Source organism: Thermomonas sp., assembly GCF_047606765.1.
Taxonomy (GTDB): domain Bacteria; phylum Pseudomonadota; class Gammaproteobacteria; order Xanthomonadales; family Xanthomonadaceae; genus Thermomonas.
In genome coordinates, this window is the sequence record NZ_JASGED010000063.1 from 1 (window position 1) to 12,826 (window position 12,826).

Sequence of the window (12,826 nt, forward strand, 5' to 3'; positions counted from 1 at the left end):
CGCATGGCTGTCACTCGCTGCGCGGATGGCGATGCCGCGTTCGCTTGCGGCATCCAGCACGGCGCGGGCCAGCGGATGTTCGCTGCCGGCCTGCACGGCGGCAGCCAGTGCCAGCACGCCGTCGGCATCATCAAAAAATGCATCCAGTTGGGTCATCACCGGGTGGCCCAGCGTCAGTGTGCCGGTCTTGTCGAAGGCGATACTGCGCAGCTTGCAGGTGTGTTCCAGCGCCTGCGCATCCTTGATGAGGATGCCGGCGCGTGCGGCCGCGCCGGTGCCAACCATGATCGCGGTGGGCGTTGCCAGACCCAGCGCGCAGGGACAGGCGATCACCAGCACCGATACCGCATGGATCAACGCCTGCGGCCAATCGCCCTTGGCAAATCCCCAGCCCAGCAAGGTCAGCGCGGCAAGCAGCAACACCACCGGCACGAATACCGCACTCACCTTGTCCACGATGCGCTGGATCGGTGCCTTGCGTGCCTGTGCGTCTTCGACCAGACGGATGATCCGCGCCAGCACGGATTCCGCGCCGATGGCGGTGCTTGCAAGCAGCAGCCGACCTTCGCCATTCAATGCGCCGCCGGTGACGGCATCGCCCGCCTGCTTCGGCACCGGCAGTGATTCGCCGCTGACCAGCGATTCATCACTGTGGCTGCGGCCTTCAAGGATGCGGCCATCCACCGGAATGCGTTCGCCGGGGCGCACCACCACGCGGTCACCCACGGCCACCTGTTCCAGTGGCAGTTCGGTTTCGATGCCATCGCGCAGCACCCGTGCAGTGCTCGGGCGCAGTGCTTGCAGGGCGCGGATGGCCTCGGTGGTCTGGCGCTTCGCCCTGCCCTCCAGCCATTTGCCCAGCAGCACCAATGTGACGACGACGGCAGCGGATTCGAAATACAACGGCACACCGTGGTGCGCATGTGCGGAGAACCACAGGTTGAACACGCTCAGGCCGAACGCTGCCGATGTGCCCAGCGCCACCAGCAAGTCCATGTTGCCGCTGCGCGCCTTCAGCGCATGCCAGCCGGCGCGGTAGAAGCGCGCGCCCAGCCAGAGCTGCACTGGCGCGGCCAGCAGCAACTGCAGCCAGCCCGGCGGCATGAAGTGGATGCCAAACGGCATCAGCAGCATCGGCAACACCAGCGGCAGCGACAGCGCGATGGCGATCAGCAGGTGGCGGGTTTCGCGCGCATGGGCATCGTCCGATGCTGGCGCTGGATCATCGGCCAGCGATGCCTCGTAGCCGGCATCCTGCACGGTGGCGATCAGCGTTTCCGTTTTTGCATCGCCGCTGATGCTGGCGATTTCCGTGGCCAGGTTTACCGTGGCTTCGCGCACGCCCGGCACCTTCTGCAGGGCGCGTTCCACCCTGCCCGCGCAGGATGCGCAGGTCATGCCGCCGATATGCAGGCGCAGCGGAGTGGCGGTCATGGCATGTCCTTCACGCGGTTCATGGTGTCGCCAGTCTGCAGTTTCCCGACATGGGAAAATCAATGCGGCATCATGACGTGACCTTCCCATTGCGGGAAGGTGGAAACTTCCATCATTGGCATCGAAACAGGAGCAAGACCCATGCTGCTCAAAGTCACCGGCATGACCTGCGGCCACTGCGTGAAGGCCGTCACCAAGGCGTTGCAGGCGCTGGATGCGCGCGCCGAGGTGGTGGTCGATCTGGGCCATGGGCATGTGCGCGCAAGTGGCAGCTTCAGTGCCGGGCAGGCCATCTCAGCACTGGCGGCTGAAGGGTATGTGGCAACAGAGACCGCCGAATGACGATGCACGACCCGCTGCGCCGCTTTCTGCTCAAGGGTCTTGGCGCAGGTGCCGCGCTGGGTCTGGGGCTGCGCCCTGCCCCGTGCTGGGCGCTGGCGACGCAGGCGCATCCCCAAACCGGTTTGCTGGCCGGCACCGACTTTGACCTGAGCATCGGGCGCACGCCGGTCAACGTCACCGGGCGCGCGGCATCGGCAGTCACCGTCAATGGCAGTCTGCCCGCGCCGATCCTGCGCTGGCGCGAGGGCGACACCGTCACCCTGCGCGTGCGCAACACATTGGACGAGGTGAGCGCGATCCACTGGCATGGCCTGCTGCTGCCGGCCAACATGGACGGCGTGCCGGGCATGAGCTTCCACGGCATCGCGCCGGGTGGCGATTACCTGTATCGCTTCAAGGTTCGGCAGAGCGGCACCTACTGGTACCACAGCCATTCCAGCCTGCAGGAACAGGCCGGCCTGTACGGTGCGCTCATCATCGACCCGCGCGAACCGGAACCCTTCCAGTACGAACGCGACTACGTGGTGCTGCTGTCCGACTGGACGGACATGGATCCGCATCGCCTGTTCGCGCGGCTGAAGAAGCGCAGCGATTACGACAACTTCCACAAGCGCACCGTTGCCGACCTCCTGCGCGATACAGGCAAGGATGGCCTGCGCGAAACACTGGCCGACCGCGCCGCTTGGGGCCGGATGCGGATGAGCCCCAGCGATCTTGCCGATGTCAACGGCAATACCTACACGTTTCTTGCCAATGGCCGTGCGTCGGCCGATGCGTGGACCGGCCTGTTCGCGCGTGGCGAACGCATCCGCCTGCGCTTCATCAATGGCGCGGCGATGACCTTCTTCGACGTGCGCATTCCCGGCCTGCGTTTCACCGTGGTCGCTGCCGATGGTCAGAACGTGCATCCGGTCGAAGTCGAGGAGTTCCGTATCGCGCCAGCGGAAACCTGTGACGTGATCGTGCAGCCCGTTGATGACATCGCCTACACCGTATTCGCGCAGGCGATGGACCGCAGCGGCCATGCGCGCATCGTGCTGGCCCCGCGCATGGGCATGGATGCGCCCGTACCTGCACTGGACAAGCGCGCATTGCTGACGATGGACGACATGGGCCACGGTGGCCACGGCAAGACCAGTGGTGGCGAAATGGCCTGCGGTGCAGCGATGGGCATGGAAGGCGGTTGCGGCGCGGCGATGAACCACGGCAGCGGCGCGATGCAGGCACATCCTGCCAGCGAAACCGGCAATCCCGATGTGGACATGCAGACCATGACGCCTGCGCCACGGCTGGACGACCCCGGCATCGGCCTGCGAAACAACGGTCGCCGGGTGCTGTGTTACGCCGACCTGCGCAGCCTGCATGCGCCAGCGGATAATCGCGAGCCTTCGCGCACTATCGAACTGCACCTCACCGGCCACATGGAGCGTTTCAGCTGGGGGTTTGACGGCATCAGGTTTTCCGATGCGCAACCGATCCGCCTGAAATACGGCGAGCGGGTGCGCTTCACGCTGGTCAACGACACCATGATGGAACACCCCGTCCACCTGCACGGCATGTGGAGCGACGTGGAAGATGCCGATGGCAATTTCCTTGTGCGCAAGCACACCGTCGCCATTCCACCGGGGACGAAGCGCAGCTTCCGCGTCACCGCCGATGCGCTGGGCCGATGGGCCTTCCACTGCCACATGCTGATGCACATGGAAGCCGGGATGATGCGCGAAGTGCGGGTGGAGGAATGATGCGCAGGATCATCGCCACTGCCCTGCTGTTGTGCATCGCCAATGCGGCGTTGGCGCAGGATCATGCGCAGCATCAGCATCATTCGATGCAGGAAGAAAAGACACCGGATGCGCGTGTTCGCGGAGATGACGCGCAAAAGCAGGACACGGCAACGTATCGCCCCCCTGCCCTGACTGATGCCGACCGCGCTGCTGCCTTCCCCGATCTGCACGGCCATGACATGTCCGCGCACATGGACGATGATCCCTTCGTGTGGATGGTCAGCGCCGACCGGCTGGAATGGCAGCAGGACGATGCCGCCGCGTGGGAAGCCAGTGCGTGGTCCGGCCATGACACGGGCCGCCTGTGGCTGCGCAGCGAAGGCGAGCGCGAACACGGCAACACCGGGGCCAGCATCGAAGCGCTGTGGGGCAAGCCGGTCAACGCATGGTGGGACGTGCTGGCTGGCATTCGCCATGACACCGGCCACGGGCCATCACGCGACTGGCTGGCGGTTGGCGTGCAGGGCCTGGCACCGTACAAGTTCGAAGTGTCCGCCACTGCATACCTGGGCAACGGTGGGCGCAGCATGTTGCAGGCACAGGCCGAATACGACGTGCTGCTGACCAACAAACTGATCCTGCAACCCGTGGTTGAAGTTGAACTGCATGGCCGCGATGACGTGGCGCGCGGCATCGGCAGCGGGCCTGCGCATGCCGAAGCGGGGCTGCGGCTGCGCTATGAAATACGCCGCGAATTCGCGCCCTATGTGGGCTACCAGTGGTCGCGCAGTTTTGGCGGCACGGCGGATTTTGCCCGCGCCGCCGGGGAGCCGGTCAGTGATGGGCAATGGATCGCGGGGTTGCGGTTCTGGTTCTGATTGCGAACAGCATGCCGAGCAAGCTCGGCATCTACGATTCAAGCAATCGAATGCGCATCTCAAGCAATCGAATGTGCATCGCCTGTAGAAGCGGAGCTTGCTCCGCTTGCTTGTGAATACCGCCAAAATTGCGGCAGGCCAGGTGTCTCGCTGGTTTCAACGGACACCACGGTTCCCGCATCGACAGCCAGCACCAACGCGCCTTCGCCCAACTGCCAACTGATCGCCTCGGCGGCATCGGCACTGCTGGGGATGGCCGTCACCTGCCGTGATCGCGCGGGCAGGATGCCCTCCCCACTGCGCTTGCCGCGCGCTTCCTTCAATGCCCACAGCAGGTGGAACGCGGTGCTGCGTTCGACTTCCGGCAAGTCTTGCAGTCGCTGCGCTTCCTCAGGCGAAAACGCGAAGCGCGCAAGCGCATCCAGGTCGCGCTGGCGGCGCGGCAGTTCCACATCCACGCCGACCGGCACGTTTGCCAGCGCGACCGCCAGCCAGTCGCCACTGTGGCTGATCGAAAGCGACAGTGCGCACGCCCTGCCATCCAGCAACAGCAGCGGACGGCCATCGTCATGCCGCTGCAGCGTGATGCGCCGCGATTCCACCTGCAACCAATCCGCAGCCAGTTCGCGCGCCAGCCAGTGCCCGGCAAGGAAACTGCGACGGCGATCAGGCGAGGTCATCGCCGCAAGTCGCGTGGCTTCATCATCGCCCAGCCAGTCATGCCCCGTGACGGTCACCGCATCCAATCGCGCAAGCCGCACGCGGCAATGTGCGTGGACGGCTGCAGGCGTGTCCGGCATGGTGGTACAGGTCAACGCTTGGGCAGGTATTGCTGCGGATCGACCGGCTTGCCGTTATAGCGGATCTCGAAGTGCAGCATGTCGCGCGCTGCGCCGCTGCGGCCAATCTCTGCGATCTGCTGGCCGGCTTTTACCAGTTGCCCTTCGTTGACCAGCCGCGCGCGGTTGTGACCATAGGCCGACAGCCATTGCTCGTTGTGCTTGACGATCACCAGTTCGCCATAGCCCACCAGCCCGGAGCCGGAATACACCACCACGCCATCAGCGGCGGCGCGCACAGGCTGGCCGGCATTCCCGGCGATGTCGATGCCCTGGCGGGTGGGATCGCCCGCAGCGAAGCGCGCGATCACATTGCCATCGGCAGGCCAGCGCCATGCGAGATTGCTGGCGGCGACCGGTGGCGTGGGCACGGGTTTGGGCGTGATCGGCGCGGGCGTGGTTGTCGTCGGCTTGCTGGTGGATGGCGATGTTGCGGGACGACTTGGCACGGGTGCAGTGGCGATGCTGCGCTGCCCACCCGGATACAGACGCAGGCGCTGGCCGGGATGGATGGTGTAAGGCGGCGGGATGTTGTTCCACAGCGCCAGATCAAGCGCGGTGAGGCCGTTCTCCGTGGCGATGCGATAAACCGTCTGCCCTTTCTGCACGACCACGGTCGCGCCGTGTTTGGGTTGCGAAACGCGCACCGGTGTGGAGACGGACGTTTTGCCGCGCGTGCCGGAAGTACGCACCACGTCGCTGCGTGCGCAGGCGGAGAGTGCGGCAATCGCCGCGCACAGGATGAAGGCGCGATGCAGGTACATGCGCAGCATCATGCACCATGCCCGCGCAACAGCAGCCAACCGACAAGGCCGAGCAACAACACCAGCACGGCCCAGCCGATGGGTTCGATCCAGCGATGCAGCGCCTTCTCCGCGCGCTCGCCACCCAGCCGGATGGCAAGCGCGACCAGATACAGGCGCTTGCCGCGGCCAATCGCCATGCTGGCCATGAACGGCAGGAACGGCACGCCGACGATGCCGCTGGCCCATGTGAAGATTTTGAGCGGGATCGGCGTGAAGCCAGCCAGCACCAGCAGCCAGAACGCTTTCCACGGCGATTGCGCGGTGATTTCGCGCAGCTGCACCACTTGCGCGTCGATCCTGTCCAGCCAGCCCAGCGCCGCCAGCATCGGCTTCACCAGTTCATAGGCAAAGTGACCAAGCAGGTAACCCATCACTGCGCCAGCCAGCCCACACAGCAGGCTGATGGTGGCAAACCAGAATCCACGCCGGGGTTGCGACAGGCACATCGGGGCCAGCATCACTTCCGGCATCACCGGAAACACGATGGCTTCGGCGAAGCTCAGGCCACCGAGCAATGCGGGGGCTTTCGGATGCCATGCCCATGCCAGTGCGCGTTCGTACAACGGCCCGAACAGTTTCATCGGTCGATCATCCCGGACAGCAGTGGCACGAACACCACACGCCCCAGATCATGGCGCTCGATCCGGCCTTCGGCATCCTTGCGCAGGCACAGCAGCGATTGCGCATTGGCGGGGCCGACCGGTGCCACCAGCGTGCCGCCGGGCGCGAGTTGCTCGATCAGCGCATCGACAAGTGCTGGGCCGGCGGCGGTGACGATCACACCATCGAACGGCGCGAGTTCCGGCCAGCCGATGCGGCCATCGTCATGCTTGCTGCGCACGTTCAAGCCGAGTGAGCGGAAACGCTTGCGTGCGCCACGCAGCAGGTCGCCGATGCGTTCCACGGTGAACACTTCGATGCCCAGCGCAGCCAGCACCGCCGCCTGATAGCCGGAGCCAGTGCCGACTTCAAGCACCCGCTTCGGCATGCCCTGCTCCAGCAGCGCTTCGGTCATCCGCGCCACCACCCATGGTTGCGAGATGGTCTGGCCATGGCCGATGGGCAGCGCATTGTCCTCGTAGGCGCGCGCCGCCAGTGCCTCGTCCACGAACTGATGGCGCGGCACGGTGCGGATCGCGTTCAACACACGCTCATCACTGATCGCGGGGGTTGCCTCGCCACCAGAGCGCAAACGCTCGACCAGGCGGTCACGCGCGCGCTGGCCGGTCATGCCGATGCCGACATCCGCCGGCTGCAGCCGCAGGCGCGAGATCGTCATGCGCGCTCCAGCGTTTGCGCCAGGCCACCCACCCAGCTGGCGACGTGTTCCAGTGCCTGATAGCGGGTCAGGTCAACGTGGATCGGGGTGATCGAGATATGCCCGGTGCGCACCGCGTGGAAATCGGTGCCGGGGCCGGCATCCTGCTCGACACCGGCAGCGCCGATCCACCACCACTGGCGACCGCGCGGGTCCTCCTGCGGCGTGCAGGGTTCGGCGCGATGGCGGTTGCCAAGGCGTCCGGTTTCGAAGCCACGGATTTCGCTCCACGGCAGGTCGGGCACGTTGACGTTGAGGATGGTGTTGGCCGGCAACGGATCGATGCTCAGGCGCGCGATGATTTCCACCGCCGCGCGTGCCGCGGTTTCGTAATGCCTGCCCTTGTGGTCGGCAGTGACCAGCGACATCGCCACCGCAGGCAGGCCCAGGAAGCGCCCTTCCATCGCCGCCGCCACGGTGCCGGAATAGATCACGTCATCGCCAAGGTTGGCGGTGTTGTTGATGCCGGAGACCACGATGTCCGGTTCCAGCCCCAGCGTTTCCAGCATGCCGGTGACTGCAACGTGTACGCAGTCAGTCGGCGTGCCATAGACCTTCCATGTGGCCGCGTCGAGTTGCACCACGCGGATCGGCGCGTCCAGCGTCAGCGAATTACTGGCACCGCTGCGGTCGCGGTCAGGTGCCACCATCACCACTTCGTGGCCGGCGTCGCGCAGACCCTTCGCCAGTGCATGGATGCCGGGGGCATCGACGCCATCGTCGTTGCTGACAAGTACCCGCATTGCGCCTAGCGAATCGAAAGCCTGTGCATGCCTGCCATGATAACGGAAGGCCGCTGCGATACCCTGCGCCCGTGCGAAAAAAACCTGCCAGCGATGCCCTGTCCGACGATGTGATCGACGATGCCGCGCTGTTCCGTGCCGCCATCGGTGCCGACAGCGGCAAGGTGCGTGCCCTGCCCGATGCCGCGCCGCCACCGGCTGCGCCCAAACCGAAGCCCTCCGCGAAGATGGCCCGCCGCGACGAGGAGGCCACCCGCGAGGAGTTCCGCCACATGGTGGTGTCCGCGCTGGAAGCCGGCGATGCGCTGAGCTACCGGCGCGACGAGATCACCCCGCGCGTGTTGAAGAAACTGGCACGCGGCGAATACGCGGCGCAGGAAGAACTCGACCTGCACGGTCTGCCCGCGCGCGCCGCCGAAGCCTTGCTGCGCGAATTCCTGCGCGACTGCCGCCAGCACGGTGTGGGTTGCGTGCGCATCGTCCACGGCAAGGGCCGCAATTCCGAAGAACGCCTGCCGGTGCTGAAGAATCTGGTGGATCGCCTGCTGCGCCAGCGCGCCGACGTGCTGGCCTTCCACTCGCCACCGGCGGCGCAGGGTGGAACGGGAGCGGTGCTAGTGTTGCTGGCGCGGGATTGATGTCTTGGGTTTCGTCATTCCGGCGACAGCCGGAATCCAGCTCTTGCCTTCATGCGCTGTATCGCAAAGAGCCATTAATAACTGGATTCCGGCTTTCGCCGGAATGACAAGCAATCATTGCTGCGCTGAATCTGTTAATTCACCCAACTCCCGCAGCACCGTCGTCGCATAGCAGCCCGGCGGCAGCGCAAAGCGCAATTCCAGCGCAGCATCGTCATGCCATTCCCACGCCAATTCTGCTGGACGCAATCGCAACGCGCGCCGCTCCTGCTTCAGGCCTTCCCGTTCCAGCCCTGCGCGCAGGCGTGATGCGGTATCGCCTTGCATCGCCGCCAGTTCCAGCTCGCGTGCCTGGCCGCTGCTGCGCAGTTCGCCCCCGCCCCACAGCGGGCCGGTGGGATGGATGTCGAACGCCTCCAGCCGCGCCTGCAAGTCCGGCGTCATCGCTTCCGGCCCGAACACGCTGCGGCTGCCGTCCAGCATCCACACCTCGCCATCCAGCGCGGCATCCCAGTTGCCGGCTTCAATCCGCGCGGCCAGCACGCGGTTGAACAATTCCGAACGCGCGGCGGACAGCAGCATCGTGCGTTCATCGCGCTTGACCCTGCGGCCCGCGAACATCGCCACAGCCTGCTGCACATTGCCGCCGCCGCGACCGAAACGCTGCTCGCCGAAAAGATTGGGCACACCGCGTGCAGCGATGCGCTGCAGGCGCGCTTCGATGGCATCGCGTTCACCAACAACATCGCGCAATACCAGCACGAAGCGGTTTCCGGCCAGCGCGCCACGCGGCAGCTTGCGCGCATGCCATGCATGTTCCAGCACGCGCAGTTCGTCCGTATGTAATGCATCGATGGCGGGTGCAGTTTTCTTCGGCAGCCACACGCTGAAACGCTGGCGGGTGACCGCGTGGCGATCCTTCAAACCGGCATAACCAATCGAGGGCTCCGGCACGCTAGCCCACTGCGCAATCAATTTCGCTGCGAACGCGGTGTTCATGCCGCGCTTCTCGACTGTCAGCAGCAAGTGTTCACCCTCGCCGCTGGGCTCGAAGCCCGGCAGTTCTTCGACGAAAAAATCCTCGGGCGTGCTGCGGATGCGCGCGGACAGCACCGCTGCGCCGAGGGCGCGCTGAGAGCCCCTCTCCCCAGGGGAGAGGGGGTGGGGTGAGGGTTCGGGTGTCATTGCCATTACCGAACCCTCATCCGCCCCTTCGGGGCACATTCTCCCGGAGGGAGAAGGAACATCATGTTCGCACCAACAGGCAAACGGCCTGCGCGGCAATGCCCTCGCCTCGCCCGGTGAAGCCCAGCTTCTCGCTGGTGGTGGCCTTCACGCTCACGACCTCCACACTGATGCCCAGATCGGCGGCAATCGCTTCGCGCATCGCCAGTGCGTGCGGGCCAACCTTGGGGCGTTCGCAGATGACAGTGACATCGCAGTTGCCCACGCGCCAGCCGCGCTCGCGGATCAGCGCTTCGCAATGACGGACGAAGGTGCGGCTGTCCGCGCCTTTCCAGCGATCATCCGATGGCGGGAAATGGATGCCGATGTCGCCCAGCGCCAGCGCGCCGAGGATGGCATCGCACAGTGCATGCAGCACCACGTCACCATCGCTGTGCGCTTCGACGCCCTGCGTGTGCGGCACGCGCACGCCGCCCAGCATCACGTGGTCGCCTTCGCCGAAGGCATGCACGTCGAAGCCATGGCCGATGCGGATGTCGGTCACTTCAGCGTTCTCCCAGAAGGAAAGCGACCAACGCCAGATCAGCAGGCGTGGTCACCTTGATGTTGTCCTCGCGGCCTTCGACAAGCCGTGGGTGCAGGCCCAGCCGCTCCACCGCCATCGCTTCGTCGGTGGCGATGATGCCTGCGGTCTTCGCCGTTTCCAATGCACGCTGCAACAGGCCACGGCGGAAGGCCTGCGGGGTCAGCGCACGCCACAGACCGTTGCGCGGCTCGGTGGCGGCGATGCTGCCCTCGGCATCGCTGCGCTTGAGCGTGTCGCGCACAGGTGCGGCAAGGATCGCGCCATCGGCGTGCGCGGAAGCGGCTTCGATCAGCGCGTCGATGTCGTGCGTGCGCAGGTTCGGGCGTGCGGCATCGTGTACCAGCAGCAGTTCGTCATCGCTCGCGTTACCTGGCAACGCATGCAGCGCGGCCAGCACCGAATCAGCGCGTTCGCCACCGCCGATGCAGGCGATCACCGGCTTGCCGTGCAGCGATGTCCAGCCCGGCCAGTGCGGATCGTTTGCGGCCAGCGCCACCACTGCACCGTCAATGCGCGGATGCGACAGCAGCGCATCCAGTGCATGCTCGATCAAGGGCTTGCCTGCGGCGTGCAGGTACTGCTTGGGCACCTCGCCGCCGAAGCGGCGACCGCTGCCGGCGGCAGGCAGCAGTGCCCAGGTCATGCCTGCATTGCCTTTGCCGTCATTCCTGCCCTGCCTTTGCCGTCATTCCGGCGAAAGCCGGAATCCAGCTTCTCATTTCGCATCGAGAGACTGGACAAGAACTGGATACGCAGCCATAAGGACTGCGAAAAGACGCCGGCCTTCGCCGGAATGACAGATCAAGGGGGGATCGCATGCGCATTCAACGATCATCCGTTTTTGCTTCGGGAGAACCGCTGTCCTCGATAACCCGATAGAACGTCTCGCCCGGCTTGACCATGCCCAGCTCGCTGCGTGCGCGTTCTTCCACCGCCGCTTCGCCGGATTTCAGGTTTTCAACCTCTGCGGCCAGCGCCTCATTGCGCTGGGTCAGCTTGAGGTTCTCGGCTTTCTGCTCCGCCACTTGCGCATGCAATGCCGCCAGCTCGCGCTGCCCACCATCGCCCAGCCACAATTTGTATTGCAGCCAGGCCAGCAGCAGCGCAAGCACGAGCAGCAGCACGCGCACGGGCTTCATGCAGTGCGATCAGCGCGCCAGCGAGACGAATGCGCCACGGCCAGCGTAGCGCGCATCACTGCCCAGCTGCTGTTCGATGCGCAGCAACTGGTTGTACTTGGCCACGCGGTCGCTGCGGCACAGCGAGCCGGTCTTGATCTGGGTCGCTGTGGTCGCCACCGCGATGTCGGCAATCGTGGTGTCCTCGGTCTCGCCGGAACGGTGTGAGACGATGGCCGCGTAGTGGGCGCGATGCGCCATCGCAATTGCTTCAAGCGTTTCGCTGAGCGTGCCGATCTGGTTGACCTTGATGAGGATGGCGTTGGCGGTGCCGGAGTCGATGCCTTCCTTGAGGATCTTCGGATTGGTGACGAACAGGTCATCACCGACCAGTTGTACCTTGCTGCCGATGCGCTCGGTCAACAGCTTCCAGCCGGCCCAGTCGTCTTCGGCCAGACCGTCTTCGATGGTGATGATCGGATACTGCGCGGCCCAGTCGGCAAGGAAGTCCACGAACTGCTCGGAGCTCAGGCGCTTGCCTTCGCCTGTGAGGTTGTACTTGCCGTTCTCGAAGAACTCGCTGCTGGCCACATCCAGGCCCAGCAACACGTCTTCACCGGCCTTGTAACCGGCCTTGCCGATCGCTTCGAGGATGGTGTCCAGCGCTTCCACGTTGCTGCGGAAGTCGGGCGCGAAACCGCCCTCGTCGCCCACCGCCGTGCTCAGGCCGTGGCCCTTCAGCACCGACTTCAGCGCGTGGAAGATTTCGGTGCCGGCGCGCAGCGCTTCGGAGAACGAATCAAAGCCAACCGGCAGCACCATGAACTCCTGGAAGTCCACGTTGTTGTCCGCATGCGCACCGCCGTTGATGATGTTCATCATCGGTACCGGCAGGCGCACATCGGATTCGGTGAGGCTGGTCAGGTAGCGCCACAGCGGCTGCTTTTTCGATGCCGCCACCGCATGCGCCGCCGCCATCGACACGCCCAGCAGCGCATTTGCACCCAAGCGGCCCTTGTTCTCGGTGCCGTCGAGGTCGATCAGGCGCTTGTCCAGCCCTGCCTGATCGGCGGCGTCGAAGCCGCGCAGCGCATCGGCAATTGCGCCGTTGACGTTGGCAACGGCCTTTGCAACACCCTTGCCCAGATAGCGGGTCTTGTCGCCATCGCGCAGTTCAACGGCTTCCTTGGTGCCGGTCGATGCGCCCGAAGGCAC

The 12,826-nt window shown here is 65.2% G+C and carries 15 protein-coding genes; 4 read left to right on the forward strand and 11 right to left on the reverse strand.

The window, feature by feature from the left end; genetic code table 11:
* On the reverse strand, nt 1–1,434 hold a 1,434-nt coding region (locus tag QM612_RS06115; RefSeq protein WP_415253015.1), incomplete at its 3' end, for a heavy metal translocating P-type ATPase.
* A gap of 141 nt (nt 1,435–1,575) precedes the next feature.
* Between QM612_RS06115 and QM612_RS06120 the strand changes: the two genes are divergently transcribed.
* Genes QM612_RS06120 through QM612_RS06130 form a run of 3 tightly spaced genes read left to right on the forward strand, consistent with a single transcriptional unit; the run spans nt 1,576 to nt 4,378 of the window.
* Nucleotides 1,576–1,776 carry a heavy-metal-associated domain-containing protein gene (locus QM612_RS06120; RefSeq protein WP_415253016.1) on the forward strand — a complete coding sequence of 67 codons (201 nt, stop codon included), beginning with the start codon at nt 1,576–1,578 and terminating at the stop codon, nt 1,774–1,776.
* A complete protein-coding gene (locus tag QM612_RS06125; RefSeq protein WP_415253017.1) occupies nt 1,773–3,518 on the forward strand; it encodes a copper resistance system multicopper oxidase in 1,746 nt (581 codons plus the stop codon). The genes QM612_RS06120 and QM612_RS06125 overlap by 4 nt, the downstream gene beginning before the upstream one ends.
* A complete protein-coding gene (locus QM612_RS06130; RefSeq protein ID WP_415253018.1) occupies nt 3,518–4,378 on the forward strand; it encodes a copper resistance protein B in 861 nt (286 codons plus the stop codon). Before QM612_RS06125 ends, QM612_RS06130 begins: the two co-directional genes overlap by 1 nt.
* Nucleotides 4,379–4,437: 59 nt before the next feature.
* Here the strand turns inward: QM612_RS06130 and QM612_RS06135 are convergent, their stop codons facing one another.
* The 5 genes from QM612_RS06135 to surE are packed head-to-tail and all read right to left on the reverse strand — an operon-like array spanning nt 4,438 to nt 8,084.
* Nucleotides 4,438–5,193, reverse strand: coding sequence for a 4'-phosphopantetheinyl transferase family protein (locus tag QM612_RS06135; RefSeq protein ID WP_415253019.1), 756 nt, complete (start codon nt 5,191–5,193; stop codon nt 4,438–4,440).
* Nucleotides 5,190–5,993: a peptidoglycan DD-metalloendopeptidase family protein gene (locus tag QM612_RS06140; protein WP_415253020.1), complete on the reverse strand. Its 804-nt coding sequence runs from the start codon at nt 5,991–5,993 to the stop codon at nt 5,190–5,192. Before QM612_RS06140 ends, QM612_RS06135 begins: the two co-directional genes overlap by 4 nt.
* Entirely contained in the window at nt 5,990–6,604 is a 615-nt protein-coding gene (locus QM612_RS06145) for a YqaA family protein (RefSeq protein WP_415253021.1), read from the reverse strand. Before QM612_RS06145 ends, QM612_RS06140 begins: the two co-directional genes overlap by 4 nt.
* Entirely contained in the window at nt 6,601–7,302 is a 702-nt protein-coding gene (locus QM612_RS06150; protein WP_415253022.1) for a protein-L-isoaspartate(D-aspartate) O-methyltransferase, read from the reverse strand. Before QM612_RS06150 ends, QM612_RS06145 begins: the two co-directional genes overlap by 4 nt.
* The gene (gene surE, locus QM612_RS06155) at nt 7,299–8,084 is read right to left on the reverse strand and encodes a 5'/3'-nucleotidase SurE (protein WP_415253023.1); all 786 of its coding nucleotides are present in this window, start codon (nt 8,082–8,084) and stop codon (nt 7,299–7,301) included. Before surE ends, QM612_RS06150 begins: the two co-directional genes overlap by 4 nt.
* A gap of 98 nt (nt 8,085–8,182) precedes the next feature.
* Between surE and QM612_RS06160 the strand changes: the two genes are divergently transcribed.
* Nucleotides 8,183–8,722, forward strand: coding sequence for a Smr/MutS family protein (locus tag QM612_RS06160; RefSeq protein WP_415253028.1), 540 nt, complete (start codon nt 8,183–8,185; stop codon nt 8,720–8,722).
* Nucleotides 8,723–8,836: 114 nt separating this feature from the next.
* Here QM612_RS06160 and truD read toward each other — a convergent pair whose 3' ends face one another.
* The 5 genes from truD to eno form a co-directional block, all read right to left on the reverse strand.
* Nucleotides 8,837–9,907 carry a tRNA pseudouridine(13) synthase TruD gene (gene truD / locus QM612_RS06165; RefSeq protein WP_415253029.1) on the reverse strand — a complete coding sequence of 357 codons (1,071 nt, stop codon included), beginning with the start codon at nt 9,905–9,907 and terminating at the stop codon, nt 8,837–8,839.
* A gap of 61 nt (nt 9,908–9,968) precedes the next feature.
* The gene (gene ispF, locus QM612_RS06170) at nt 9,969–10,451 is read right to left on the reverse strand and encodes a 2-C-methyl-D-erythritol 2,4-cyclodiphosphate synthase (RefSeq protein ID WP_415253024.1); all 483 of its coding nucleotides are present in this window, start codon (nt 10,449–10,451) and stop codon (nt 9,969–9,971) included.
* Between the two features lies 1 nt (nt 10,452).
* Entirely contained in the window at nt 10,453–11,136 is a 684-nt protein-coding gene (ispD, locus tag QM612_RS06175) for a 2-C-methyl-D-erythritol 4-phosphate cytidylyltransferase (protein ID WP_415253025.1), read from the reverse strand.
* Nucleotides 11,137–11,317: 181 nt separating this feature from the next.
* Nucleotides 11,318–11,632 (reverse strand): cell division protein FtsB, encoded by a 315-nt coding sequence (gene ftsB, locus QM612_RS06180; protein ID WP_415253026.1) that lies wholly within the window; start codon nt 11,630–11,632, stop codon nt 11,318–11,320.
* A 9-nt stretch (nt 11,633–11,641) separates the two neighbouring features.
* A partial coding sequence (eno, locus tag QM612_RS06185) for a phosphopyruvate hydratase (protein WP_415253027.1) occupies nt 11,642–12,826 on the reverse strand: 1,185 nt, incomplete at its 5' end.

What these genes read in the sequence shown, in the direction of transcription:
- QM612_RS06120 (WP_415253016.1), top strand. Translation starts at nt 1,576, where the DNA reads ATGCTGCTCAAAGTCACCGGCATGACCTGCGGCCACTGCGTGAAGGCC.
- QM612_RS06150 (WP_415253022.1), bottom strand. Translation starts at nt 7,302, where the DNA reads ATGACGATCTCGCGCCTGCGGCTGCAGCCGGCGGATGTCGGCATCGGC.
- ftsB (WP_415253026.1), bottom strand. Translation starts at nt 11,632, where the DNA reads ATGAAGCCCGTGCGCGTGCTGCTGCTCGTGCTTGCGCTGCTGCTGGCC.
- ispD (WP_415253025.1), bottom strand. Translation starts at nt 11,136, where the DNA reads ATGACCTGGGCACTGCTGCCTGCCGCCGGCAGCGGTCGCCGCTTCGGC.
- QM612_RS06125 (WP_415253017.1), top strand. Translation starts at nt 1,773, where the DNA reads ATGACGATGCACGACCCGCTGCGCCGCTTTCTGCTCAAGGGTCTTGGC.
- QM612_RS06140 (WP_415253020.1), bottom strand. Translation starts at nt 5,993, where the DNA reads ATGATGCTGCGCATGTACCTGCATCGCGCCTTCATCCTGTGCGCGGCG.
- QM612_RS06145 (WP_415253021.1), bottom strand. Translation starts at nt 6,604, where the DNA reads ATGAAACTGTTCGGGCCGTTGTACGAACGCGCACTGGCATGGGCATGG.
- QM612_RS06130 (WP_415253018.1), top strand. Translation starts at nt 3,518, where the DNA reads ATGCGCAGGATCATCGCCACTGCCCTGCTGTTGTGCATCGCCAATGCG.
- surE (WP_415253023.1), bottom strand. Translation starts at nt 8,084, where the DNA reads ATGCGGGTACTTGTCAGCAACGACGATGGCGTCGATGCCCCCGGCATC.
- truD (WP_415253029.1), bottom strand. Translation starts at nt 9,907, where the DNA reads ATGACACCCGAACCCTCACCCCACCCCCTCTCCCCTGGGGAGAGGGGC.